We start from the raw sequence: 22835 nt of genomic DNA, 5'->3' as shown, positions 1-22835 counted from the left end.
GTCATGCCTCCGCCAAATCGTGATAAATCAGTTCAATCAGTTTGACTTTTTCGTGCTCACTGAGTCCCAGCAGTTCACGGCGTGGGTATTTCACCTGTGCCAGTGCGTTAATACTGCCGGTCAGTCCGTACTGATGCTGCCGGGCAATCGCCGCCGCTTTCCCCTGAAAACCGACCACAGCCGAATCCGCTGACGTACGCATTTTTAACAGCCGGGCCGTTCTCAGGCGTGGAAACATCGGGTCACGCCGGGCGGTTGTTTTGCGGGTCTCACTGCGGTTAATTTCCAGATAGCGATCTATGTTCCCGCGATAAAATGACCGTACCGCGCCTTTATCTTCATCAAAACCCGCAATCATGCGCCCACGGCGACCACGGGTTGAACGCCAGTTTTTCAGGGAGCGGACATTACCCCGGTAAATAAAGCGAATCCCCTTCTGTGAGCGCAGAATACGGCGGCGGCGGGGTTCATAGCCGGAACCGTCGGTATTTTTCTGGCTGCGGATACGTTTTTGCTGGTCAGTACGAATAGCGGTGGCTAACTGCCGGGCCAGCCGGCTGCGATAACCGGGGGTCGTCGTAGACAACAACCGCTGTAATTCATTTTCCAGTGAAAGCAACAGATTGTTCTGGCTCATACTGCCCCCGTTGTATCTAGCAGGACATCCCATGCTGCCAGTGACCGGGCATCCGGTAACGGCTCATCAAGATGAGTCGGCATCAATTGCCCTTCTTCCCGGTGCACCACGACCCGCTCAGAAACCGGCAACGTAAACAGAATGTCGGCGGTGTCGTTATTGAGTAAATCGACCTCAAAGCGAAAACCGTCTTTGCGGCGTTCCGGGTTAAACAGTAAATCTGGCTGATGCAGTCGCGCCCATGCCAGTATCGGAATGCTGAGATTGTCGAGCGGGTTCGGGTAATCCAGCGCCAGCACTTCCAACTGATACTGATAGAGAAAAGACGCCGACTGTGTGCCCGTAGCCATCAGGTTGCCTTTAGTGACAAACACTTCCAGTCGATCCGGATTCTGGTTGAAAAACGGCTCATGCCTGACAATCATTTCCCGCAGTAAATTAGGCTTTAACATGGCTCACCTGCATTGTGTCTGAATGTATGCCTGCAACCCCTGGATCATTTGTGCTGAGGTGGCAATGCGCTCTCGGAGTAACCAATAATTTCGGACAGCGGCGTCTGTAGGTCGGGCACCGGTTGCATTAACCACGCCGGCGGAGGCAGTGGTTTGAGGCACAGGGCACTCGGCTTTGATGTACACCCGCTCAGGGTGAGCCACAGCAGCAGCGTGCAACCGGTCAATTTCAGCTTTGGCATGAGTCAGTTCCTGTAACCGTTTCATATCCTGTTCATGCAGTATCTGGAGGCTTTCCTGTTGCTTAATGTTGATAGCCACTTGCGCTGACAGGGATTGATTAAGTGACTGGTTTTCATTTCGCAGCGCCATATTGCTGTTAATCAGGTAATGGCAGAAGAGACCGATCAACCCAATACCAACAAGGGAGAAAACCGGCAATTTCCAACTCATAGCAGCGCAAACGCTTTTTCAAACGTCGCCTCGGGATACGGTTGTTGACCGTTCTCATGCCGGATGATGGATTTAGCCAGTGCCATCAATGTCACTTTATCCACGCTAATCACCTGATGCGGATCAACCCCCAAGGCATTGGCAACACCGCGAATATACGCCGACGTGTTGTTTTCATGGGTGGGTGCCCAGCGGTCTATCATTCTGGCAACACTTTGATAGCCGTTTTTGTGGTAATTACACAGCAGTTTCATCAGTGCCCGAATACCATATTCCGCCGACTCAAACCGGCAGAACCGCGCTTCAATCTTCGGATCATGGGATAATAGTCCCTGCCAGCGGTTAGTCGGGTGATAATCGATGTTGCCGGGATTATGATTCCGAATACCTCTACTCATGCGGTTTATCTCCCAAACGTTTGTTAATGGCACGGGTTGCAAATTCACGCAGCTTTTCCACACCGATAAAACCCACGGCTCCACCCAGTGCCGGTGACACCGTGCCGGGAATACCGAACAGCTCCAGTCCGCTGGAAATGCCCCATGACAGCGCCCCGCATAGCAGCGGTTCAACCCAACGGTTGCGGCGTTCTACACCGTCATAAATCAGGCGGCCATAACAGATCAGGACAGCCAGCAGGGAGCCGGATATCTGCGGCCATGAATTCTTCAGGCCATTGATCATCTCGACCCATAAATCCGGTTGGTCTTTCATTGTCAGTGTCAGTCCCATAGTTGAATGATGTCCTGATTGGGCGGTGGGGTAATATCCGGCAGCTCCACCCATTGACCGGCGGCCAGTTGCGTGATGAGACAGAGATCCGGGTTTGCTTCCAGTACCTGCTCAACCACGCCCTGTGTGCGGCCATAGTGACGCCAGCACAGTAAATCCACCGAATCCCCCTGCAACGCCCTGACCCGCATCAGACCAACTCCGCGACCATGCGATGTTTGCCGAGCATATCCCGTATGGCGTTCTGTCCGTCCCGGCGCAGGTCATCAATTTGTGTGCTCAAGGCTTCCGCGTGCTTTTCGCCATCGCGCGTGGTGTCGATATCACGATAGTTTTCAATCAGCAGCGCTTTGGTGAAGCTGTACACCGCATGGCGATAACGGAACACATGCGCCGTGGTGTCATTGATGATCGGTGATGGCACCGCTGCCAGTGACATCACACCGTAGCTTTCCTGCTCATGCTGCCATGTCGCCAGTTGCTGATTAACTGACAGTACCGCTTCACTCGTCATGTGCATCAGGCGCGCTGTTGTCACGGCCCCACTCAGACGCATGGAATTGCGCAAATCAGCCAGCATGATCACCGGCCAGAATTCGCCAGACGCCACTTTTGCGCCGCCATCGTTGAACTCCTGCGGGTTATCCATCGGTCGGGGCTGTTTGGTTGCCACTAAGCTCATCAGTTCCACCTGTTAAAAGGTCGGCGGTGGACGGAAAAACGGACAAGGCGTAAAAGCTGTTCGGTTCACCGTGCCGCCGGGCACGCGGGGTGCATTCGGTTAGCGGGAAGCGATTTTCTTCGCCGCTGTGGTCTTGGTTTTGGGCGGTTTCTTATCTGTCGCGCCGGGCTTCGGCGGTGCCGTGTTATCCTCGGCCTTTTTCAGTTCCCGCGTCAGGGTTTCGATATCTTTCTTGACCCCGATATTGGCGAACAACAACAACGCCTGTTGCATCAGTGACAACGCCCGTTCTTTATCAGCCTGCTGCGAACTTTTTCGCAGGGTATACGCCAGCGTTTTAAGCAGTTTGGCTCTGACCTGATTCGGCATATCCAGCGGCTCAACCAAGACAAAGAGCCATTCCAGAATAGTCAGCGATATCGGTGCAATAGCCTCATTACCGGCGGCAAAAATGGTCAGGGCTTTATCGCAAATCTCATCCACCAATAACGGCCCCACCGTCCGGTGATAGCGATCGGGCAGTGGCAGGTTGTGACGAATAACATATTCAGCCAGTGTCAATGCTCTCTCATAGTGGCCGATATCAATTTGCCAGATCATGATATGCGTCAGCACTTCATCAGCCTGCCCGGTATCGGCCTTTAATACGCCATCAATCCAACTGTCATAGGCGGCTATCACCTCGCCTTTATAGGCAATTTTTCGCTCTGTGCCTTGCAGGCCAGACAGCCGCGTCTGATCAATGCGTAAGCGGTGCAATATCTGTTCATAGGCCGTCAGCGTGGCCGATGACATCTGTTCATCGCCACGGCGGGCCGCCATTGTTCGCTGCCAGTGTTCTTGTGCCGGTGTCAGCATCCTTCCCCCTTGACCCGATGCCGGAAAGACCCGACACCGGAAACTGTGGTTTAGTCCGCGCTGCCTTCGGCACCCGCAAACGAAATCCCTTCAATCAGGCAACTCAGGCCGTAATCTTCAATGACATACCCGTCATTACTCTGGGCATAGGTGGCAATACGGTTATATTCCGGCTCATTTTTGATGTAGCGGTTGTATTTGCCTTTCTGCCAGTAAAGCGACAGGTTTTTAAAGGTGGTGATCAGGATTGCCCCGTCCGGGAAGAACGGCGCACGGAAGACCGGCAAACCGCCTAATGTACTGAGTTTCATCAGCTCATTGCCTGCCAACAGTTCCATATTCGGGTTATGCTGGCTGTGCTGATTCAGGATGCGGAAGTTCTTCTGTGTGGTCAGGCGTGAACCGGTGATGGCGATCAGGCCGGGCGCACTCTGATGCCACGGATCTAACAGCGAGGTCACCGCGTCATACACCACCGAATCATAGTTACCGTAGTCCCCTTTCTGGAGGATTTTTCCGTCCTCATCACGACGGGTCAGCGTGATACCGCTCATCACTCTCTGCGGCGCATGATTGCGCAGGCGCTGCAACCAACCGATATTGACATCCTGTAACAGCGGGTTTTTCTCCCGATCGGATTTCACCGCCACGGACGTGCCGTTAAAACCAATCATCAGACGGTCATTGGCCTCTTGCTGGACAATCTGCTGACTGATGAGCTTCTGAAATTCCGGGTGACCGGCCCACGCATCCAGTTGGGTATAACCAATGTAGGTGTCAAAGTTAGTCTGTTCGCAGCGATAGCGATTTCCGACCAAATCATGGACGCTGACCGGCTCGCGGCGATCGGTGGTCGACGTATTGCGGCTGGCAATGGTGCGATGAACACCGACACCAATTTTCTCTGCTTCCTGTTCAATCACGCCATAGGAGTTGATTTCTTTCAGAAAGGGGCTACTTTCCATCTTGGCCGCTTCCAGTTTCTGCTGGACAGCCGGCGCCACCGTCAACTGAATATGGTCGCCCTCACGCTTAACCCCGTTCAATTTGCCTTGCTGGTCAAGGTAGGACAGATATTCCTGACGCCCTTCGTTACTGAGTGACATAGATAAAATTCCTGTAAGCAATCAATTAATATTCAGCCAACACGTGGGTTGAACCGCTCGCGCCCGGTCGATGTACCGAAGAATCATCCTGCTGGCTGAGCTGGTTTTTCAGCGTGCTGAGTTCAGTGGTCAGTTGCGTGAGTTGTTCTGACTGACTGGCGCAGGTTGCTTCTAACGCTGACAATTTCTGCCCCTGATTTAAGGCCTCACCGCATTTCTCTGCGGTTAACTGCACCATTTCACGTAACGTACTGATCTCAGCGTTACTGTGTTCACGGTGCAGCCCCAGTGCCTTTTTCACCGATAAAACAAACTTTTCGCCGATGGATTTATCCTCGGTCGGGTTCGGTTCGGTGTTTGCCAGAGATTCGACCATCGTTTCCAGTGATGCCGATAAATAGCGATCATCACTGCTCGGCAGGCCGCGTTCCTGCACACTCAGCCTGATTAATTCCGTCCCGACAGCGGCAGGGGTATCGGTCAGCGCAATGCCGGTCAGATAAGCGCTTTGGGTCTGGGGAAAACGTGAATAAAACTCAATGCTGGAAAAAATCTTCTGCCCGCTCTGGTTCAGCCTGATAAGCGGCGCATCTTTCTCTTCATCCAGTTCAACCGTCGCTTCCAATGCCAGCTTGCCCTGTAACGGGCCGTCTTTAATTTCGTAGGCACGGGCAGACTGCACCAGCGCAAACTGGCGGAACGTGCTGTCAGGGTACGGGCTTTTGATGTGTTCCAGATTCAGACGCGCGGCATACAAACGCGGGTTATAGCTTTCTGCCATCTGCTGGATCTGTTCGCGGGAGACGGCAAACCCGTTCAGCGTCATTCCCTCGGTACAGACCGTTAATTTAATGGTTTTTGGCATGGTTGCTTTCTCCAACAAGCCATTTTCGGTTGATAGGACTATGTTGGCAGTCAGCGGCGTTTTACTCAAAGCCTTCGCCGTGTCACGGCTCGGTGACAGAGGGCAGGTATGGCAGTCCGCGCGCGGGTTGTGGGAAAGTAAGCACCATGAAAACGACAGCACACGATCCCAGACAAGAAGCCAAAAATTTATACTGGCAAGCCTACAGCGTGGCGCAGATTGCGAAGCGCCTCGGCGTCAGTGTGAACACCCTTTATTCCTGGCGGCGGCGGGATAAATGGGATGACGCGCACCCCATTGAGCGGGTGAGTGATGATCTGCATGTCAAAATCTTACGGATGCAGGCAAAAGATGCCCTGACCCCGCACGACTTTAAGACACTGGATTTTTTCTACCGCCAGTTACAACGCTTTGATCGCCATGAAGAGAAAAAAGAGAGTACGAAAAAGGCGAAGACGCCGAAGAATCATTTCACTGAAGAGCAAATCACGGAACTGCGCGCGATGGTGTATGAATCCCTGTTTGAATACCAGAAACGCTGGTACAAGCAGAAAGAGCGACGCAACCGCATGATATTAAAATCGCGCCAGATTGGGGCGACGTGGTACTTTGCCCGCGAAGCATTGATCACGGCTCTGGAAACCGGCAATAACCAGATATTCCTGTCCGCCAGCCGCGCACAAGCGTTCCAGTTCAAAAAGTTCATCCAGATTGTCGCCCGTCAGGTTGGGGTTGAACTCAAGGGCGGGGACGAGATTATTTTATCCAATGGCGCTACGCTCTATTTTCTCGGTACGTCAGCGGCATCGGCGCAATCCTATACCGGTGATCTCTATTTCGATGAGTTCTTCTGGGTCAGTAATTTTCTTAACCTGCGTAAAGTAGCTGCCGGGATGGCGACCCATATCGGACTAAGGCGGACTTATTTCTCCACGCCGTCCAGTGAAGAGCACAAAGCCTACCCGTTCTGGACAGGCGATTTTTTCAATCAATCCCGACCCAATAAGAAACAGATTTCGATTGATACCCGACACGCCACTTTACAACCCGGCGTGCTGTGCGGAGATAACATCTGGCGGCAGATTGTTACCATCCATGATGCTATCGCGCTGGGGCTGGATCGGGTTGATTTGGATGAAATCGAGAGTGAAAACAGCCCGGCTGATTTTGACAACCTGTATCGCTGTATCTTTGTCAGAGCGGGCGAACGGGCCTTTGACTATAACGAGGTCATTAAATGCGGGGTTGACGGTTACAGCAAGGAAGTCTGGCCGGACTGGCAACCTTACGCCCCGCGCCCGTTGGGACACAAAGGCATCTATATCGGTGCAGACCCGACCGGCACCGGCGGCAACGGTGACGGGCTGGGGTTGGTGGTTATGTCACCGCCTGCTGTTAGTGGCGGTAAGTGGCGGGTGATTGAGGCTTTGCAATTTCGCGGGATGGCGTTTGAGAAACAGGCCGATGAAATACGCAGACTGACCGCACGCTACCATGTGCTGGGCATCGTCATTGATGGCACCGGCGGAACGGGGGAAGCAGTACATGAGCTGGTATGTAAGTTCTTCCCCGCCGCCACCTTACTGAAATATTCCGCGCCGCTGAAACGGATGCTGGTCATGAAAGCCCAGATGCTGATCCGCTCCGGCCGGTTTGAATATGATGCGGGTATGAAACAGGTCGCCACCTCGTTTATGTCCATCAAGAAAATTATTACTCAGGGCGGTGTAGTGACTTACGACGCTGACCGGACACGCGGCATTGATCACGGTGATATTGCGTGGGCCGTCATGAATGTGCTGCATGGAGAGCCGATATCAAGCGACTCCGGCGGGTATACCTCTTTTGTTACGGAGTTTTAACCATGAAGACTTTTCTGCCGGCTGAAACCCGGCCTGACACAGCGAACGACCCCAGAGCGAACCTACCTGACGGCGCAGCCCAATGCGCCGCATTTACCTTTGATACCCCCACGCCGATGACGTCCGCCGGAGACTTACTGGATTGCATGGAGTGTGCCAAAAATGGCCGCTGGTATGAAACCCCGATTGATTTTTACGGGCTGGCGCGGGCGTTCTCATCGGCGGTCTATCACCAGTCCCCGTTGTATTTTAAACGTAATGTGATCATGAGTTGTTTTGTCCCGCACCCGTGTTTGTCCCGACAGGATATGGCCGCGTATGTGCTGGATTATCTGGTGTTCGGGAATGCGTATCTGGAACGGCGCACTCACCGGCTGGGCGGATTGTTAACGCTGAAACACGCGCCGGCCAAATATACCCGCCGGGGCGAAAAAGCCGGCCGGTACTGGTTTGCGGAAAGCTGGAACAAAGAATTTGAATTCCGGCCAGACAGTTTGTTCCACCTGATGAACCCGGATATTCATCAGGAAATTTACGGGCTGCCGGAATATCTGGCGGGATTGCTGTCGGCTAACCTGAACCGTTCCGCCACCACCTTTCGCATGAACTATTACGAAAACGGCAGTCATGCTGGGGTAATTGTCTACCTGACCGACCCACTGGCCGATCCGAAAGGTGTCGATAACCTGAAAGCCTCCCTGCAAAAATCCCGGCGGGATGGCGCTTTCAAGAACCTGTTCGTATATGCGGCCAACGGCAAGAAAGACGGCCTGCAAATCCTGCCCTTCAGCCAGATCAGCGCTAAGGATGAGTTTACTAATATCAAGGAAGCGACCCGCGATGATCTGCTTGCCATGCACCGCGTTCCGCCACAACTGATGGGCTTTTCCCCGTCAAACGGCGGTAACTTCGGTGATGTGGAGAAAGCCGCAAAAGTGTTTGCTATCAATGAACTCACGCCCATTATGGAGAGCCTGAAATCGGTTAACGATTGGGTGGGGCAGGAAGTGGTACGCTTTGCGCCTTATGCGTTACTGGATGCCCTGACGGGCAAGTCATAATCATCCCAACTTATTCTATTTACGCACACGGCGCTGAGTATCCTCACTCAATCGCCCTGTGTGCGTTTTTCTTTATTTTCCATCGCATTACCTGACTGACAAGCCCAATGCGCTGTAGTGGCGCATGGATGCAATGTCATGGCACTGTTTCTGATTGTCACGCTTCCTGAGAAAATGAGTCTCTCCACCCCCTTTGCACGCGCTGGTTCCCCCGCCTCGCCCGCACACAAAAAGGGCGTGTTTTTGTGCAGTTGTGCATCGGCGGGGAGATCTTACCGGGACAGGTCTTGTGTGGGGTTGGAATGGCAAGAAAAATTGTGCAATTTTGTGAAGAATTGTAAGACAAATTTCAAGCGGAGAAATCCACTTAATTGACAGCGTCCAATTAACCTCATTCTTTAAATAAATGTTGTGGTAAAAGTCGACGAATATAAGGTATAAAATTTCTAGATAAATCAGAGTCAGGCCGATAGTGACCGCTATAATTATCCCACCACTCCAACACACCATGTTCAAATCTAGCAGTACCTGCATAATAGACCGCTATATTTTCAACAGTCCTAATCTCCTGCCTATTTAGATAACGATGGTAAGTTAACGATGTGTGTCCGTGATCTGGACATTTTGCCATACGAATAATTCCGGGCTCATCTATACGATTGACAAAAACATATAGCCTATGTGGTATGGTTTCTGTTTGATCTGACATATTTATTAATACGTACTTACCACTATCGGTTAAACTAAACCGTAGCTCATACATTTCATTGTCTGCGGCTTCTGGATGAGGCTCTTCTTTGTTGGGCTCAATTACTAAGCTAGCAAGTTCTCTAATTAATTTACTAATAGCCATATTACTATTCACGATACTACTCCTTAACAGATTGTATTAAGAATCGTTTATTCATGAACTAAATTGCGAGTAATAAGCATATACTTCTAATTCAATCAGATAAGTGCTCTCTTTGCCTAGAAATCGTACATTCGTTTATACTTCTGATATCATATGCCATATCAAGAAATCACACTTTCACCTCATACCAGCCTATCAACAGACAAAAGAAAGGCTGAACACGGCAGCCGATTTCCCCACCTCTTCGGAAAAGCGTTACAACCGTTACACGTAACCACAAAGTAACCCCTTTGTAACCTTGCCATTCCACTACAGAAGAATAAATAACACACTTCAATTAAAAGCCGCTCAATCAGCGACATTCAGCTATTTAGAAGATAGTTGTCCAAATCAATGCTGATAGAAAAGACATTATACTAATGTGCATTGAACGTCACAAAAAAAAACCGAATCTTAGCTTAAAATATAAACAAAAATTATACATATTAACTCACAATAATCAGGATTTATTATGTATCATACATCTGTAGATAATTTTTGTTTCTGCGAAAGGCGAGAAGGAAGAGATTGGGATTGGCCTCATGATTCAGGTAATGACCTTTATTTTTCAGCGAGCCAAAATAGTTCAAGTCATAGAAGTACACTTCCGCATTTACACCTATCTTATAATTATGATGGAACTTTGAGTTATGTAGGATTGACACCTCCATCTAGGCAACATATTTATTTGTTTCAATATGATAGATGGATTGATGATAACCAAGCTCATTTTTCCAAATATGATGCAATACTTTTGTGGGCATTTGCCGGCATTTCAAGATATTGGAGATATGGGCAACGGCCCTAGCAAGTAACGCCAGCGGGAAGCTGGCATTGATAGTGGCGACTTTGTGTTCTACGAGGGATTTAGCCATTGTGTTCATTCTCTCTGATTACCAGCGTGGATGAGGCAGGCGACACAAATACAGCTCTTCAAATTCCTGTTGTGACCGATTCTGACGAAGTTGTTCTTCATTCCAGCGGCTTTCAGCAAAATCAAACAACGTCACTGTATCGAAAAAAGCGGGCTCACTAAAAACGCGATTCAGGGTAAAAAAGCGCTTATAAGTCTCCTCGCCGTTATCCCCTGAACATCGGGAAGAATAAAACGTTTTATGCCATTTTTCATGCATTGACAGACTCAGGGCTAATAGCACCAACTGAACGGGATTATCCGACCAAGCCCACTCTGACACATACACATCGCCACACAAAGCAGTAACATGGCTATTTTCATGCACAAAGCGGATTTCAGTGCCATTGCTGAGCCTTACCCCATGAATATCTTCGGCATTTTCGATTAAATAGGTTTGTTGATTTGGGAAATACTGCGCAAGGTAGCGAACAAAAAACGGCAAAAATTCCTTGTTGGACAGAAAAAACTTATTCCGCCCTGTCCGACAAGCATCATTTAACGCTTCCAGTACGAAATAATAATCAGCACCTATCTGGCGGCATTTATGCAAAAAGCGATTGCGATGATGCTGATTGGCTTTCCAGCGTTGCTGCCAGACAAACAAACCTGACTCAAATTGATGATTGATGTTATTAACGATTTCTGGGGTTAAATTTAAAGTGATCATTGCGCTATCCTCGCTGCCAGATTTTCCGCTATTTTTCTCAATTAGTTCACTGAGTTGCTGTAAGATTTTTATTTCATTGCCCTCTACGCCCCTTCTCATCACATCAGGGATTAAATCCGATAACTGGGTGTAATAATGCAATGGAGTCAGCGATTCCTGACCAGCGTTTTTCCCCATTTTGATGATGCTTTTTTTATTCAACGTTAATAAACGTCTATCGGATGTGATCACGTATTTACCTAAATCGAGTTTCATAGTTTCCTCATTTCTCTAAGAGTTGTTACCCGTGTTAATAACCCATCGTGGCGCGCCGTTTTCTGCCGTTCCGACTCCATAGGAATAAAACTGCCATTAGTCCATAACTTAAATGGCTGTTCTCCTATGCTAATTTTTCCGCTACTGATTAATGACTGCGCCATCAATCGGCTAAAATCCATGCCGATTGAATCCGCATAATCGATAACTTTTTCCACTAAACCTTTATCCTCGTTAATCGTCCTTCGTGCCTCCGTACAGTTATTGACAGAACTCCAAGAGGAAGAAAAAACAGGGTCAAAAGCCAAACCCTCGCCCGCAGATGCGGAGCTGGATTTAGGAACAATCTTCCATTTCACTGTACGGGTAATAAAAGAAGAGCACTCGCCCAGACGGGGCGAGTAAATACCAGAGATACGTTGAACATCTTCACCGTAGACATTGCCTTGTTCAGTCACTTCATAGGCAAGGCGAACAGTGAGATCTTTACGGGCAACCAATGCCCCGCCCTGAAATTCGGTATAGGCTGACCAGTTGCCGATATCTGCCGCAAAACGGACGTTATCCATATCCTCATCAGGTAAAATCTGCTCATCACCACTTAGGCGACGCAGCTCACGCCAGACTGAAACCGGCGCACCGCCAATCTGCTGGAACTGACGAATGCGCCAGCGGCTCGCCCAGGCGGAAACCGAGCGTGACATATCTTTCAGGCTTTCCCCTGATTCGCTATCTACTTCATTATCCAATGCATAACCATCAATGTTCTTTGAGATATATTTTGCAATGTAACCTGTGGCACTACCCTTTTCTGGATCAATCGGTTTCACCAGAAAACGGGCATTACGTGCATCCTCGCTGTTTAATTCGTGGGCGTCTTCCTGCGTTGCATATTCCCGTATAATCTCGCGCATTTCTTCGACATGCTCAGGCTGCATAAACAGCAATAGGTGCCAGTGTGGTGTGCCATCATGATGGGGCTCAACCACACGAAAACCGAAAGTACTAATTCCTGCACGAGAATAAGCAGCACGAATTTTCGCCCAAACACTGCATAAATATTTTTGCGTATCGCGTGGACTTGCTCCGTTCCAGTTCTTCACAAAACCACCGCCACTGTGTGCCGAGTGATATTTAGAAGGGGCAGTGATAGTGTAAAAATCACCAACACAGCCCATTTCATTGGCTAAATCTTCAAAGCCACGCATACGGATCATCAGTTCACAACGGCGAACGGCGGGGTTTGCAATACTGCCCAAAACTTTATCGGTTAATGAAACCCGTTCACCTTCTTCATTTTCCAGCTCGAATTCTTGCAGGAATTCCCAGTTACGGCGTTTTTGTTCTGTCCACTCCTGTAGCGTCTTGCGAGAGACATATGAGGAAGCCACCTTTTGTACCTGACCGACGGCAATGGCCATATGTTCAGCCCGAATATCACGCATACGCTTTAAGCGGGCATACCACCATTGATCAGACATCATGCGTAACAAGCCCGCACATAACTGATCGTCGATGGGTAAAGAGCGGCCTTTGGAAAATTGCTGTGAATAAGGTGCGGTAGTTCCGACCTGCTGAGTTAATTTTGCCAGTCGGGTATAAACATGAATTAACTGGCTGCGCCCATCTTCTTCATTGTCGGGCGTCGGTAATTGACTGACATATTGTTCATAGCTGTCAGATATATAGCGTGAAACATCCTGTGCCAGTGACCGTATCTCTTTACGGCCGAATGTGGAAAGACGGTCGAGTTGTTCAATAAAAGGAAAAGGCGTAGCACCGACGGCCAGACTTTGAAACTGATACTGTTCGTTGACCAGATTGAACCGTGGTAATACGTTCTTACTAAACTGTCGTAAAAACGTATTAGCACGGCGACGACCTTCGTGGCCAGACTGCTTGAAAATGTTGGCATAACGTTTAGCGAAATAAATTGCCAACGAATCTGGCAGGTGCCCTAAGTATTGCTGACACCATGTGTAATCATCAGGGTTTACTTCCCATATAACGCGCTCAGCCAGAGTGGCTATATTTGGCATCTCTGGCTGGAATTTGCTGTATTGGCGGCGCGGTTTGGATTGTGCGCCGCTGGATACTGGTGCGGGGTTCACTAACAAACCCCTGCAGATACTGAACTGCATGCCTGATGTGCATTCTCATTAGCACCCTCATAAAAAAAATATTCAGGCGTTAATAATGAATATTCATAAAATGAAATATTAATTTCACTGAGACTATCTAACCCACTCTGAAAATAATGAACTTCATCAATTATTACAGTAATTCTGCGTTCGAGATCATCAAGCCAATCATATCCGCCCTCTTGAGAAAGTACGACATAGTCCCCTTTTTTGCAGTTGGTCGGTATATTTTGATTATCAAAAATATTCTCGATACCCACGCATCTGACAATAAAGAGTTTGTTTAATCTATCGAGTGTTTCGACCTCAATTTCTTCGCAACAACTATCTAACACACCAAGACAATGGTTTTTATTACTTATAATGGTGGAGAAATCAGTTTCATTAAGATTAACAAAGTGAATATTCGCCATTTCACACACTCCGATAATGTTTCTGTTTCAGTTCGAACACTTCCTGACAAGGCGCACAACGAGTCACACCTGCAATCACTTTGCGGCGCTGTTCAGGGATAGACCGATCACACTCTTCACAATGAAAAGCTGAAATGCCAACCGGACGGTTTACATGCTCTGCGATTTTACGTTCCAGCATTTCATCAGCGTATTGGCTAGCGCGATCGATAACATCAAACATATTCCAGCTCCTGTGCTTCGTGTTCGATTTTGTCCGCTTCACCGACCAGCAATTCACAGACGGAGACATAATCCAGTTGCTTTGCCCGTACATGAGATGAAATTGTCCGCAGACGTGAAGCAGAACGTTCGGCTAATGCCTTACGCTCATCTGCCCTATTTATTTTTATCAATTGTTCTATTTCCATTTTTCTGTTTCCTTTTTTTAGGTAATAAAAAATCCTGTGCGTTGGCACATAAATATAAGTAAGTTGAATCGATAAATTAATGCGATATTAATTCAGGCATTATTAATTTATCTGGCAATTCAGCAGCAACCGCTTTAAATTGATGAATAGCAGAAATTAATGAACGCTGTTCTTCAATAGTGAAATCTTTAAGTTTGTTATTAAACTGCGATTTATCAAATCCTGCCAAATGGAATATTAAATGTAATACCCGTTCATTATTTCGGACTCTGTTATTACTGCGATCGCGCATCATGTCGATAAAATCAGCCAGTTGACCGTTTAACTCGCCATTTTTTTTAGACAACTTAAAGATAATGGCATGGGCTTTAGCTGTATGATTCATGCCGTCAATTCTTTCATCGACTGTCTGTGATACAGTGCGGAACGGTTCAGTATTAGCCATAGCATCACCTTTACAATATGGATAATAATGGGGTTAATATTGTTGTCGCTAACCCAATTGAAACAAATGTCATCATCAATGGGCTTTCTTTTTTATAATTACTGCTTTTGACTTTGATATTAAAAAAGTCTTTACTACTAACTTTATATTTGTGCTGCACCCTCTTTAATTCGTTCATGAAATTTTATCCTGTATAATTGCCAACAATATCTTAAGGCTTCACTACGAGAATCAAATTGGCCGTGACAATGTTCGCCATCTTCAACCTGATAACGTGGGCACAATGAAACAACGCTCGTTCGTAATGGACGAACTAATAATGTACCGAATTTGATTCTGCCCTTATTTAATTCCACTGGTGTTGGCATCACATTTCGCATATTGATTACCTCTTAGTTATTATTATGTTGCCGACTTTTACCCCTGTTCGGCTCAGGGTATTGTGGTATTATTTTTACGCCTGCTGTTTCTATGAGAGGAGACTCAGGCAAAAGCATCAACCACCCTATAAAAAGGAACTAAAATGTCTGATAAAAAAATTCCTGTTATTTTTGCTGATGGCCTTACATGCGGTAAATTTGGAGAAGATAATCACGCACATCTGAACATCAAACTTGCCAAAGACTTGCACTTTCCTAACGTTAGTGAACTCAGCCTGAATATTTCCCTCGAACAAGCAGCTAAACTTCACAACTTCCTATCTGAAGTTCTCCAGAAAGAGAATAATTAATCTTTTTATTATTAAATTTAAAAGTGGCATCTATATGGGTGCCATCTCTACCAACTTTGCCGATGAAAGCTTTATCCTTATAAGATGCTTTCAACTGACTAAACTCTTCAGCAATTATTCTTTCTAGTGATTCAATGGTATTTGTGGCAGCACCCATTGCATATTCAGATTCTGAGGTGCGATAACGCAAAGGATACTCAGACGTTGTTGATTTTGCGTGATTGAGAGCTTTGTTTACCGAACCTACAAAAGATTCAGCTTGATCCTGCCCCAACTCCCCAAATCTAACATTGATAGGTTCGGCAATATGATAATTACTCCCCGTTGCCATCTGCATAAACTGCGCCAGCGTATCCCGAATAAACTCAGGCGTGATTTCAACTTCATTTTTGACATCGCCGAATACATCATGAAGGCGGGCCATCATATTTAATTGCAGTTTTGAGCGTTCCAGAGATGTTAATGCTTTCATTTTATTACCCTCTGATTTTGGATAAATACTTCAACTATTTTCGATTGCATTTTGCAGCATGGCGATCATATTGACCTGAATTTTCTCTTTAGCCCCTCGCTTTGGACGGATGATTATTTCGCCTCTGTTAACCATTGCACGACAAGTATTTTCTGGAATACCACTAAGCTCAGCATACTTACCAATCGAAACGTAAGGTGAAACAACGTAATAATTGATAATGATGTTTTTCATTAGCGACTTATTCCACCTGAACTTGGGAGGATTTTTTCCCAGCCAAATAATAAATACGAGCTAAACTTGATTTAGAACGGATTTCTTTGAGCGATAAGGCTTCCAATTCTTCGTACTCTTCTAAAGACAACCGTATTACAACTTGCTTTCCAGAGGCTACACCCCTCGGCGTTCGTGACCGTTGAATATGTTTATCGTGTGACATAATGTTATATTGTGATCCACTAAGTTTAAGTTTTGATTATTATTGACCAACATGTTGGTCATGTCAACACAGAGAATGAATTTATGACATCTATTGGGGAAAGGCTAAAGGAAATACGCTCAAACATGGGACTGAATCAAACAGACTTTGGTGCTTTAGTTGGGTACTCAAGAAATGCCCAAGCCTATTATGAACGTAATGAAAGATCACCTGACGCTAAGTATTTGGCAGCACTAGCTAATCTTGGAATTGATGTTATGTATGTTCTTACTGGCATTAAGTCAGATCTTCCCAAAATAACTGTTGAAGAACAAAAATTGATTGAACACTATCGTGCAATGAGCGAGGAATCACGTGTAAACATGCAAGCGGTAGGCACCGCTTTCGCACAATCATCACCTGATAAAAAAGTAAAAAATGGATGATATAAATAAATTAACGATAGGCAGCAGAATAAAAGAAGAAAGAAAAAAATTGAGGCTGACTCAAGTGCAATTTGCCAGTGTTGGAGGAGTTCAACCTACAACACAGGTAAACTATGAAAAAGGAACTAGAACTCCTGATGCTGAGTATCTAGAAAAGATTGCAGTCGCTGGGTGTGATGTCCTTTACATACTGACAGGAAATAGAACACCACAAACAGAAATATCACGCGAAGAACAAAAATTAATTGAACATTATCGCGCTATGAATGAAGAATCACGTTTAAACATGCAAGCTGTAGGAGCTTCTTTTGCGCAATCAGCACCTAGTAAAAAAGCACAGTGACACGATATTAAAGAAAAAAACAAACCAGATTATTAGTGAAGAACAAATAAACCGATTTGGTGAACGCTTGAAAATAGCGATGAATGGCATGTCTAACAATGCATTTGCTAAACAATGTTGTTGGTCAGAAAAAATGATACGTAACTATTTGAATGGCGAAAGCTACCCATCTCTTGATCGATTAGCAGTTATAGCGAATGTTAGCGGTTGTTCTATAGGATGGCTAGCAACAGGAGAAAATGATAACAGCATTGATCATGAAGACATTAGTGATCAAAAAAACCATGAAGTGTCAACAATTGGAGCCAGATTAAAAGAAGTACGCTCTCACAGAAAGCTAAATCAAACTGAGTTCGCAGCCTTAATAGGATGCTCAAGAGGTACTCAGGCATATTATGAACGCGACGAAAGAGTACCTGATGCCAACTATCTGGCTGCATTAGTTAATCTTGGAATTGATGTTATGTATGTTCTTACTGGCATTAAATCAGACCTGCCCAAAATAACTGTTGAAGAACAAAAATTGATTGAACACTATCGCACTATGAATGAAAAATATCGTGAAAATCTGCAAGTCGTAAGTTCTGCTTTTGCACAGCTATCCGTTGATAAATAATTATCTATGTTCAATTTATGGGTAATCTATAAGGAATAAGCTATGAGTCGTTTAACTATCGATATAACTGATAGCAATCAGGCATGGCAAGAATTAAAAGCCTTGTTGAATACCCGGATCAATGAAGGGATAGAAGGCAAAGTATCTGCAAAAAGTATTGACGATATTCTTGATGAAGAGCTTGCAGAGAACAAACATGGTTAATGAACTATGCACTAATGAGACGGGAGTTTAACCCGCCTTTCGGAAAGAAAAGGAATTATAAAGATATATGAATATCGTTAACACCACAGGCTCGCGCATAACGCCTGAGTGTATCGATGGATGCATTAACGATATTTTTTTCTATTTTTGATACAGTCGGTGGTTTGATCCCCATTTTTTCAGCTACCTGAGCACTGGTCAGTCCGGCGTTTTTTCTCCATTCAGCCAACATATCCTGCATCTCAATCGCTAATTCAAGCTCTTTCTCTTCTTCCGCTAACGCGGCTTGAAACCGGGGATTTTCTTTTTTTCTTTCTTCAATGTAGAGATCTAAATCATCACGCATCGTATTTCCTCTTAATCTCTTGAGGCTTCTGTCATTTCATTTCTCCGCACAATTGCTATTCTAAGTTCATTCAGGGGAATAGCATTGTTTTTTTTCACAAAGCATCGTAACAGATAGATTTTCTTCCCGGCGGTATAACAAAAAAAACTTCTGGCTATTCCGTCTTTGGCTTTTGCTCTCAGCTCAAACAATCCTTTGATTCGCCCTATTGGCTTTGAATGCGGTTCTCTCAGGCTGGTCGGATCTTTCCTTAATCGCTTAATTAACGCTATCATGCGTAGTTCCAGAGAATCAGGTAGTGATTTTAATTCTTCCTTAAAAGCATCATGAAACTTGATTTCAAACATTCTAAAACCCCTTCTTGACATTCAAGATATTAGACTACAGTGCAAGTTAACTCAAGAGCTAACTTGCACTATAATGCAAATTAGCCCAAAAACTAAATTAGCCAATAAGCTAATTATTCATTTTATCAGTATAGTGAAGCTTTTACGATTTATTGATAAAAAATATATGATAATCACCTTACCATTAGTACAAAATTCAACCATCCTGATAAATAACGACATATAAAATAACAAACATAATAATAACTATTTGCAATTGTGATCAGTGAATAAGTTTCAATTGTGTATCAATGCTACATTAACAATCACTAATTGATTGTTTTTACATCATTAGTAATACACATCCAAATATGTCGGAGACACTTTAATGAGCACAATGGGAAGTAGAATAAAAGAGGAACGTGAACGTTTAGGATTAAGCCAGGATGAGTTTGCAAGTTTGGTTGGATATGCGCTTATCCAGCAAATCTGTTATGAACGTGACGAAGTTCCTTTGGGTGGGGTGTATTTACAGGCATTAACAAAACACGGCATTGATACACTTTACATTATTACAGGGAACAGGCTTCGACCTATAAATATATCGGCAGAGGAACAGGAAATAATAGAAAACTATCGCGCCATGAATACGGCGTCGCGCTTAAAGTTACCAGCAGTTAGCCATGATTTGGCATACAAAAGACATATCCAAAGCATAGGGAATAAATAACTACAGTCCTTAGTTGATCTATATTTATCAATTAAGGCTGTAAATATTTATTTCCTATTTTGTTTTTCCATATGGTCAACCCCGTTATTGGCCGTTTAATTCACTTTCAAAAAATGAGCAATAAAATCAACTATGGCCGTTAGAAAATTATCATCTGGTAAATGGATTTGTGAATGCTATCCCAATGGCAAAACTGGCCCACGAATCAGAAAACAGTTCGCAACCAAAGGCGAAGCAATGGCTTTTGAGCGGAAACTCGCACCTAAAGAGATATCAGCAGATAACATCAAGCAGGCTGTAAAACTAAGTGATTTGGTTAATCGCTGGTATGAAATGCACGGCAAAATGCTTAACTCTGGTGACTCACGAAAATCTAAGCTGGATGCGATTTGCCTACGAATGGGTGATCCTTACGTTACCGAATTCGATAAAAATATGTTTGCGGTCTACCGTGAGCACCGTCTTAATGGAAAATGGAACGCGAAAGGCAAAGCCGCACCAAAACAAGCGACACTTAACCGGGAACAATCTTACCTGCATTCCGTTTTTGCTGAATTAAAAAGGTTAGGTGAATGGGAAGGAGAAAACCCGCTTGATGGCGTTCGTCAGTTTAAAGAAGGCGATCAGGAATTGGCCTTTCTTTATGAAGATGACATAAAGCGACTTCTTGCCGCGTGTGATGAATCGAAAAATAAAGATCTGGGATATGTCGCGCGCATCTGTCTTGCTACTGGGGCAAGATGGGGAGAGGCGCAGTCATTATCTCAATCTCAGGTCATGCCTTACAAGGTCACATTCACTCAAACCAAAGGCAAGAAAAATAGAACCGTCCCTATTTCAAAAGAGCTGTATGAATTACTGCCTAAAAAACGTGGTGCTTTATTTTCAAATTGCTATGACGCATTTGAAGGCGCATTAAAAAAAGCAGCTATCGATTTACCAACCGGGCAGCGAACACACGTCCTCAGACATACGTTTGCATCACATTTTATGATGAATGGCGGTAATATTTTGGTGCTACAGCAAATCTTGGGCCATACTACTATTATGATGACAATGCGTTACGCACACTTCGCACCAGATCACTTGGATGCAGCAGTCACATTGAACCCCTACGACAAGCTTAAAATTTCCCGAAAAACCCCAAAAAAAGTGGCGACGTAGACACACATTTATTTTTATTGATATACATTTGTTATGATTAATTTGATATTTTTCAATAAGTTATTGATTTCAAAATAACTCATAAACTTTAAAATCCCTCGGCTGTAAGGCTGTGCGGGTTCAAGTCCCGCCCTGGCACCAAATTAAAAACCACTGATAAAACAGTGAGTTCGGGAATAAAAAAGGCCACCGCAAGGTGGCTTTTTTCTTTGATCAAAATCACATTCCTAATATTATCCTAATATCCATTCCTAATATTTTGGCAGCAAAATTGGCAGCAGTGGTTTTTTCTTCTCGCTCGCAGATTGACAAAAAACAGTCAAAATTTATTTTTGATTGAATAGTCAACGTTGAAAACATAACAACGATATTGATGTTTTGAGTTGTAGGTATTATTTTAAATAACGCAGAGATTTGATTGATGGACGAAGAAAAATTAGAACTGGCATACGTTCCTGCCTTGATCTTACTCCTTGTACATGCTCAGAATAAAAAAGGGACTCCTTTGACCAGAGAGGAAGTCGAAGATATTCGTGATAATGGTACATGTATAGTTTGCCCTGTTTCGGTAAACCAAGCTATGGATGAAAAAAGAGGCTACTCGGATATTAACCCGGATTATGCGTGGGAAGAGTGGCAAGAGTACTTGAAGCAAACACAGGATGAGTGAGGATTTATGGGCTTTAACGTACACATAACCCGCGTTGATCTGAATGATTATTACGATGACCCTGACCGATATTCTGACGAAGCAGCCAATATTTCCATGCAAGAATGGATTGATTATATTAATCAGGATGACGAAATGAGACTCGATGGTTATGCTGAAGCGCTTTTCTCTAATGGCGAAACACTTATTTGTGTGGATGAAAGTATGGCTGTTTGGACTCAACATCCAGATCCGTCGATAACAAGCTGGTTTTGGCTGGATGACGGAATGATTACCGCCAAGAATCCTGACAGCCATATGATAAAAAAAATGCACTCTATTGCCAGAACGCTAAATGCAAAAGTTCAAGGAGAGGACTGCTATGATATCGATAAGGAGGGAAAGCCTATTATTCCACCTGAAGGGCTTTCTTTCAGAGAGTCAAAACCGTGGTGGAAATTTTGGTAATGGCACACCGCTATTGCTCCCCATCCCTACTCAGCTAATTCAATATTCGCCACCTCCCTCTGCCTCAAATTCCACACCGAATTCTCTGGCATCTGGACACGGACATCCAAACGACAGCCTTCGGGAATATCACACGGCTCACCGTCCTCATAGTACGCCTTTTCCCCGTTAACAATGCCTTTTATCCGCTGGTTCTGAAAGCGTTCCGGTAAGTGACTATGCTGGCGGTGGAAGGTTTCAATCGTGATACTGTCGTCCTTATTCACCCTGTCATCAATGTAGATAAGTTCTAGCCCGTTGTTGTTCTTTGCACCACATACCCTATCAGCGTTATAGCCCAGCACGCCAGTGACCTGATAGTAACCGAAGCCGAGTCTGGAAACTACTGACCTACAGCCTTATCGTTGGTGGTCAATTTGCCTGTTGGGTAGATTTGCATGATAGGGGGAGGCTTTTTTCAGATATCTTTCTATACACCACTCTTAGAACAAAGATGAAACAGAAAATATCCATGACAATAACCTATGTATAAACTAGTCCTATTGAAATGAGTCAAGTTCTGGGAAAAGCAATAAGTTCTCAGGCAGTATAAACAATGATCATACGTTGGAAGATTGGCAGAAATATTTGAGGTAAGCGAAAGATTAATTCCCTACCTCAAGTTCTAAATAGTATTTTTCAGGATTATAGGTCTCACTGTCAGACATTAGCTAAAAGCGGTCATTAGTACCATTTTTTATGCTAGTTCAGCCATTCTTACTGGAATATTTTACCAAAAAAATATTTACCAAACCAAAATATACCACAAAAATACTCTTTATTTTTGAATAAAACTTTAGCATATTTTTTAGCTTCTTTATAACCAATAGGTTTTTTTAATTTAATAACCCCCCATGGAGAGTTATTATAATATCTCAAATAGAGCTCATTACTATGTGCAATTCCACTCCATGGTTTAGGATTACTAGCGAAATGTAACAGTATCGGATCTTCTATTAACGAGTTTGCAGTATTAAAAAAACAATTATACTTCTTAGGTAAAAATTTCACAGAATTATTTAATATGACATTTAGTA

The 22835-nt window shown here is 45.0% G+C and carries 36 protein-coding genes; 11 read left to right on the top strand and 25 right to left on the bottom strand.

Annotated elements, in window-relative coordinates:
- Nucleotide 1 precedes the first annotated feature (1 nt).
- The 10 genes from AACX38_RS06075 to AACX38_RS06030 all read right to left on the bottom strand — a co-directional run bounded on the left by AACX38_RS06075 (nucleotide 2) and on the right by AACX38_RS06030 (nucleotide 5947).
- Nucleotides 2-637, bottom strand: coding sequence for a phage virion morphogenesis protein (locus AACX38_RS06075; protein ID WP_228863758.1), 636 nt, complete (start codon nucleotides 635-637; stop codon nucleotides 2-4).
- Entirely contained in the window at nucleotides 634-1089 is a 456-nt protein-coding gene (locus AACX38_RS06070; protein ID WP_228863757.1) for a phage tail protein, read from the bottom strand. The genes AACX38_RS06075 and AACX38_RS06070 overlap by 4 nt, the downstream gene beginning before the upstream one ends.
- Nucleotides 1090-1092: 3 nt before the next feature.
- The gene (locus AACX38_RS06065; protein WP_228863756.1) at nucleotides 1093-1542 is read right to left on the bottom strand and encodes a lysis protein; all 450 of its coding nucleotides are present in this window, start codon (nucleotides 1540-1542) and stop codon (nucleotides 1093-1095) included.
- Nucleotides 1539-1940, bottom strand: coding sequence for a structural protein (locus AACX38_RS06060; RefSeq protein ID WP_228863755.1), 402 nt, complete (start codon nucleotides 1938-1940; stop codon nucleotides 1539-1541). The genes AACX38_RS06065 and AACX38_RS06060 overlap by 4 nt, the downstream gene beginning before the upstream one ends.
- Nucleotides 1933-2256, bottom strand: coding sequence for a phage holin, lambda family (locus tag AACX38_RS06055; RefSeq protein ID WP_209028769.1), 324 nt, complete (start codon nucleotides 2254-2256; stop codon nucleotides 1933-1935). Before AACX38_RS06055 ends, AACX38_RS06060 begins: the two co-directional genes overlap by 8 nt.
- Nucleotides 2257-2264: 8 nt before the next feature.
- Nucleotides 2265-2465 (bottom strand): tail protein X, encoded by a 201-nt coding sequence (locus AACX38_RS06050; RefSeq protein WP_228857953.1) that lies wholly within the window; start codon nucleotides 2463-2465, stop codon nucleotides 2265-2267.
- A complete protein-coding gene (locus AACX38_RS06045; protein ID WP_228863754.1) occupies nucleotides 2465-2956 on the bottom strand; it encodes a head completion/stabilization protein in 492 nt (163 codons plus the stop codon). The genes AACX38_RS06050 and AACX38_RS06045 overlap by 1 nt, the downstream gene beginning before the upstream one ends.
- Nucleotides 2957-3055: 99 nt before the next feature.
- Nucleotides 3056-3814 (bottom strand): phage terminase small subunit, encoded by a 759-nt coding sequence (gene gpM / locus AACX38_RS06040; protein ID WP_228863753.1) that lies wholly within the window; start codon nucleotides 3812-3814, stop codon nucleotides 3056-3058.
- Between the two features lie 50 nt (nucleotides 3815-3864).
- A complete protein-coding gene (locus AACX38_RS06035; protein WP_228863752.1) occupies nucleotides 3865-4920 on the bottom strand; it encodes a phage major capsid protein, P2 family in 1056 nt (351 codons plus the stop codon).
- 25 nt (nucleotides 4921-4945) lie between these two features.
- Nucleotides 4946-5947 (bottom strand): GPO family capsid scaffolding protein, encoded by a 1002-nt coding sequence (locus tag AACX38_RS06030; protein WP_228863751.1) that lies wholly within the window; start codon nucleotides 5945-5947, stop codon nucleotides 4946-4948.
- Between AACX38_RS06030 and AACX38_RS06025 the strand changes: the two genes are divergently transcribed.
- Nucleotides 5932-7647, top strand: a complete 1716-nt coding sequence (locus AACX38_RS06025) for a terminase large subunit domain-containing protein (RefSeq protein WP_228863750.1) — start codon at nucleotides 5932-5934, stop codon at nucleotides 7645-7647. The two genes, AACX38_RS06030 and AACX38_RS06025, sit on opposite strands and share 16 nt — an antisense overlap.
- A gap of 116 nt (nucleotides 7648-7763) precedes the next feature.
- Entirely contained in the window at nucleotides 7764-8708 is a 945-nt protein-coding gene (locus AACX38_RS06020) for a phage portal protein (RefSeq protein ID WP_370630604.1), read from the top strand.
- A 391-nt stretch (nucleotides 8709-9099) separates the two neighbouring features.
- On the opposite strand, the gene AACX38_RS06015 is transcribed toward AACX38_RS06020, so the two are convergent.
- The 9 genes from AACX38_RS06015 to AACX38_RS05975 all read right to left on the bottom strand — a co-directional run bounded on the left by AACX38_RS06015 (nucleotide 9100) and on the right by AACX38_RS05975 (nucleotide 15227).
- Nucleotides 9100-9573 (bottom strand): hypothetical protein, encoded by a 474-nt coding sequence (locus tag AACX38_RS06015; RefSeq protein ID WP_228863749.1) that lies wholly within the window; start codon nucleotides 9571-9573, stop codon nucleotides 9100-9102.
- Between the two features lie 698 nt (nucleotides 9574-10271).
- Nucleotides 10272-10475, bottom strand: coding sequence for a hypothetical protein (locus AACX38_RS06010; RefSeq protein ID WP_228863748.1), 204 nt, complete (start codon nucleotides 10473-10475; stop codon nucleotides 10272-10274).
- Between the two features lie 18 nt (nucleotides 10476-10493).
- Nucleotides 10494-11438 (bottom strand): terminase large subunit domain-containing protein, encoded by a 945-nt coding sequence (locus AACX38_RS06005; protein ID WP_228863747.1) that lies wholly within the window; start codon nucleotides 11436-11438, stop codon nucleotides 10494-10496.
- On the bottom strand, nucleotides 11435-13477 hold the full coding sequence (locus AACX38_RS06000) for a replication endonuclease (RefSeq protein WP_228863788.1): 2043 nt from the start codon (nucleotides 13475-13477) through the stop codon (nucleotides 11435-11437). The genes AACX38_RS06005 and AACX38_RS06000 overlap by 4 nt, the downstream gene beginning before the upstream one ends.
- 71 nt (nucleotides 13478-13548) lie before the next feature.
- Nucleotides 13549-13992: a hypothetical protein gene (locus AACX38_RS05995; RefSeq protein WP_228863746.1), complete on the bottom strand. Its 444-nt coding sequence runs from the start codon at nucleotides 13990-13992 to the stop codon at nucleotides 13549-13551.
- Between the two features lies 1 nt (nucleotide 13993).
- On the bottom strand, nucleotides 13994-14215 hold the full coding sequence (locus AACX38_RS05990) for a TraR/DksA family transcriptional regulator (RefSeq protein ID WP_228863745.1): 222 nt from the start codon (nucleotides 14213-14215) through the stop codon (nucleotides 13994-13996).
- On the bottom strand, nucleotides 14208-14402 hold the full coding sequence (locus tag AACX38_RS05985; RefSeq protein WP_228863744.1) for a DUF2732 family protein: 195 nt from the start codon (nucleotides 14400-14402) through the stop codon (nucleotides 14208-14210). The genes AACX38_RS05990 and AACX38_RS05985 overlap by 8 nt, the downstream gene beginning before the upstream one ends.
- A 76-nt stretch (nucleotides 14403-14478) precedes the next feature.
- A complete protein-coding gene (locus AACX38_RS05980) occupies nucleotides 14479-14847 on the bottom strand; it encodes a DUF5347 family protein (RefSeq protein WP_228863743.1) in 369 nt (122 codons plus the stop codon).
- Between the two features lie 143 nt (nucleotides 14848-14990).
- Nucleotides 14991-15227 carry a hypothetical protein gene (locus AACX38_RS05975; RefSeq protein ID WP_228863742.1) on the bottom strand — a complete coding sequence of 79 codons (237 nt, stop codon included), beginning with the start codon at nucleotides 15225-15227 and terminating at the stop codon, nucleotides 14991-14993.
- A gap of 143 nt (nucleotides 15228-15370) precedes the next feature.
- On the opposite strand from AACX38_RS05975, the gene AACX38_RS05970 reads away from it, so the two are divergent.
- Nucleotides 15371-15577 carry a hypothetical protein gene (locus tag AACX38_RS05970; RefSeq protein ID WP_228863741.1) on the top strand — a complete coding sequence of 69 codons (207 nt, stop codon included), beginning with the start codon at nucleotides 15371-15373 and terminating at the stop codon, nucleotides 15575-15577.
- Here the strand turns inward: AACX38_RS05970 and AACX38_RS05965 are convergent.
- Both AACX38_RS05965 and AACX38_RS05960 read right to left on the bottom strand, forming a co-directional pair.
- A complete protein-coding gene (locus tag AACX38_RS05965; protein ID WP_228863740.1) occupies nucleotides 15528-16049 on the bottom strand; it encodes a hypothetical protein in 522 nt (173 codons plus the stop codon). The two genes, AACX38_RS05970 and AACX38_RS05965, sit on opposite strands and share 50 nt — an antisense overlap.
- Nucleotides 16050-16079: 30 nt before the next feature.
- Entirely contained in the window at nucleotides 16080-16283 is a 204-nt protein-coding gene (locus tag AACX38_RS05960) for a DNA-binding protein (protein ID WP_228863739.1), read from the bottom strand.
- Nucleotides 16284-16571: 288 nt separating this feature from the next.
- Here AACX38_RS05960 and AACX38_RS05955 point away from each other — a divergent pair, with 288 nt between their 5' ends.
- Genes AACX38_RS05955 through AACX38_RS05940 form a run of 4 tightly spaced genes read left to right on the top strand, consistent with a single transcriptional unit; the run spans nucleotide 16572 to nucleotide 18076 of the window.
- Nucleotides 16572-16913, top strand: a complete 342-nt coding sequence (locus AACX38_RS05955) for a helix-turn-helix domain-containing protein (protein WP_255712015.1) — start codon at nucleotides 16572-16574, stop codon at nucleotides 16911-16913.
- Complete coding sequence (locus AACX38_RS05950) at nucleotides 16906-17256, top strand: helix-turn-helix domain-containing protein (protein ID WP_228863737.1); 351 nt, start codon at nucleotides 16906-16908, stop codon at nucleotides 17254-17256. The genes AACX38_RS05955 and AACX38_RS05950 overlap by 8 nt, the downstream gene beginning before the upstream one ends.
- Nucleotides 17222-17872 carry a helix-turn-helix domain-containing protein gene (locus AACX38_RS05945; protein WP_228863736.1) on the top strand — a complete coding sequence of 217 codons (651 nt, stop codon included), beginning with the start codon at nucleotides 17222-17224 and terminating at the stop codon, nucleotides 17870-17872. Before AACX38_RS05950 ends, AACX38_RS05945 begins: the two co-directional genes overlap by 35 nt.
- 42 nt (nucleotides 17873-17914) lie before the next feature.
- On the top strand, nucleotides 17915-18076 hold the full coding sequence (locus AACX38_RS05940; RefSeq protein ID WP_228863735.1) for a hypothetical protein: 162 nt from the start codon (nucleotides 17915-17917) through the stop codon (nucleotides 18074-18076).
- A 55-nt stretch (nucleotides 18077-18131) separates the two neighbouring features.
- Here AACX38_RS05940 and AACX38_RS05935 read toward each other — a convergent pair whose 3' ends face one another.
- The gene (locus tag AACX38_RS05935) at nucleotides 18132-18422 is read right to left on the bottom strand and encodes a helix-turn-helix domain-containing protein (protein ID WP_228863734.1); all 291 of its coding nucleotides are present in this window, start codon (nucleotides 18420-18422) and stop codon (nucleotides 18132-18134) included.
- An 11-nt stretch (nucleotides 18423-18433) separates the two neighbouring features.
- Nucleotides 18434-18769: a type II toxin-antitoxin system RelE/ParE family toxin gene (locus AACX38_RS05930; RefSeq protein ID WP_228863733.1), complete on the bottom strand. Its 336-nt coding sequence runs from the start codon at nucleotides 18767-18769 to the stop codon at nucleotides 18434-18436.
- Nucleotides 18770-19136: 367 nt separating this feature from the next.
- Here AACX38_RS05930 and AACX38_RS05925 point away from each other — a divergent pair, with 367 nt between their 5' ends.
- The 4 genes from AACX38_RS05925 to AACX38_RS05910 all read left to right on the top strand — a co-directional run bounded on the left by AACX38_RS05925 (nucleotide 19137) and on the right by AACX38_RS05910 (nucleotide 21759).
- Nucleotides 19137-19478: a helix-turn-helix domain-containing protein gene (locus tag AACX38_RS05925; protein ID WP_228863732.1), complete on the top strand. Its 342-nt coding sequence runs from the start codon at nucleotides 19137-19139 to the stop codon at nucleotides 19476-19478.
- Nucleotides 19479-19610: 132 nt separating this feature from the next.
- Nucleotides 19611-20642, top strand: a complete 1032-nt coding sequence (locus AACX38_RS05920; protein ID WP_228863731.1) for a phage integrase — start codon at nucleotides 19611-19613, stop codon at nucleotides 20640-20642.
- A 421-nt stretch (nucleotides 20643-21063) separates the two neighbouring features.
- Nucleotides 21064-21312: a hypothetical protein gene (locus AACX38_RS05915; protein WP_228863730.1), complete on the top strand. Its 249-nt coding sequence runs from the start codon at nucleotides 21064-21066 to the stop codon at nucleotides 21310-21312.
- A gap of 6 nt (nucleotides 21313-21318) precedes the next feature.
- Nucleotides 21319-21759 carry a hypothetical protein gene (locus tag AACX38_RS05910; protein WP_228863729.1) on the top strand — a complete coding sequence of 147 codons (441 nt, stop codon included), beginning with the start codon at nucleotides 21319-21321 and terminating at the stop codon, nucleotides 21757-21759.
- A gap of 26 nt (nucleotides 21760-21785) precedes the next feature.
- Here AACX38_RS05910 and AACX38_RS05905 read toward each other — a convergent pair whose 3' ends face one another.
- Both AACX38_RS05905 and AACX38_RS05900 read right to left on the bottom strand, forming a co-directional pair.
- The gene (locus AACX38_RS05905; RefSeq protein ID WP_228863728.1) at nucleotides 21786-22103 is read right to left on the bottom strand and encodes a phage tail fiber protein; all 318 of its coding nucleotides are present in this window, start codon (nucleotides 22101-22103) and stop codon (nucleotides 21786-21788) included.
- Nucleotides 22104-22515: 412 nt separating this feature from the next.
- Nucleotides 22516-22835: glycosyltransferase family 8 C-terminal domain-containing protein (locus AACX38_RS05900; RefSeq protein ID WP_304957156.1), on the bottom strand; the 320-nt coding region annotated here is incomplete at its 5' end.

Source organism: Xenorhabdus sp. PB30.3 (genome assembly GCF_963895965.1).
Lineage (GTDB): Bacteria > Pseudomonadota > Gammaproteobacteria > Enterobacterales > Enterobacteriaceae > Xenorhabdus > Xenorhabdus stockiae.
The sequence above is the reverse complement of the archived record's forward strand: the minus strand, read 5'-3'. Positions and strand labels throughout refer to the sequence as shown.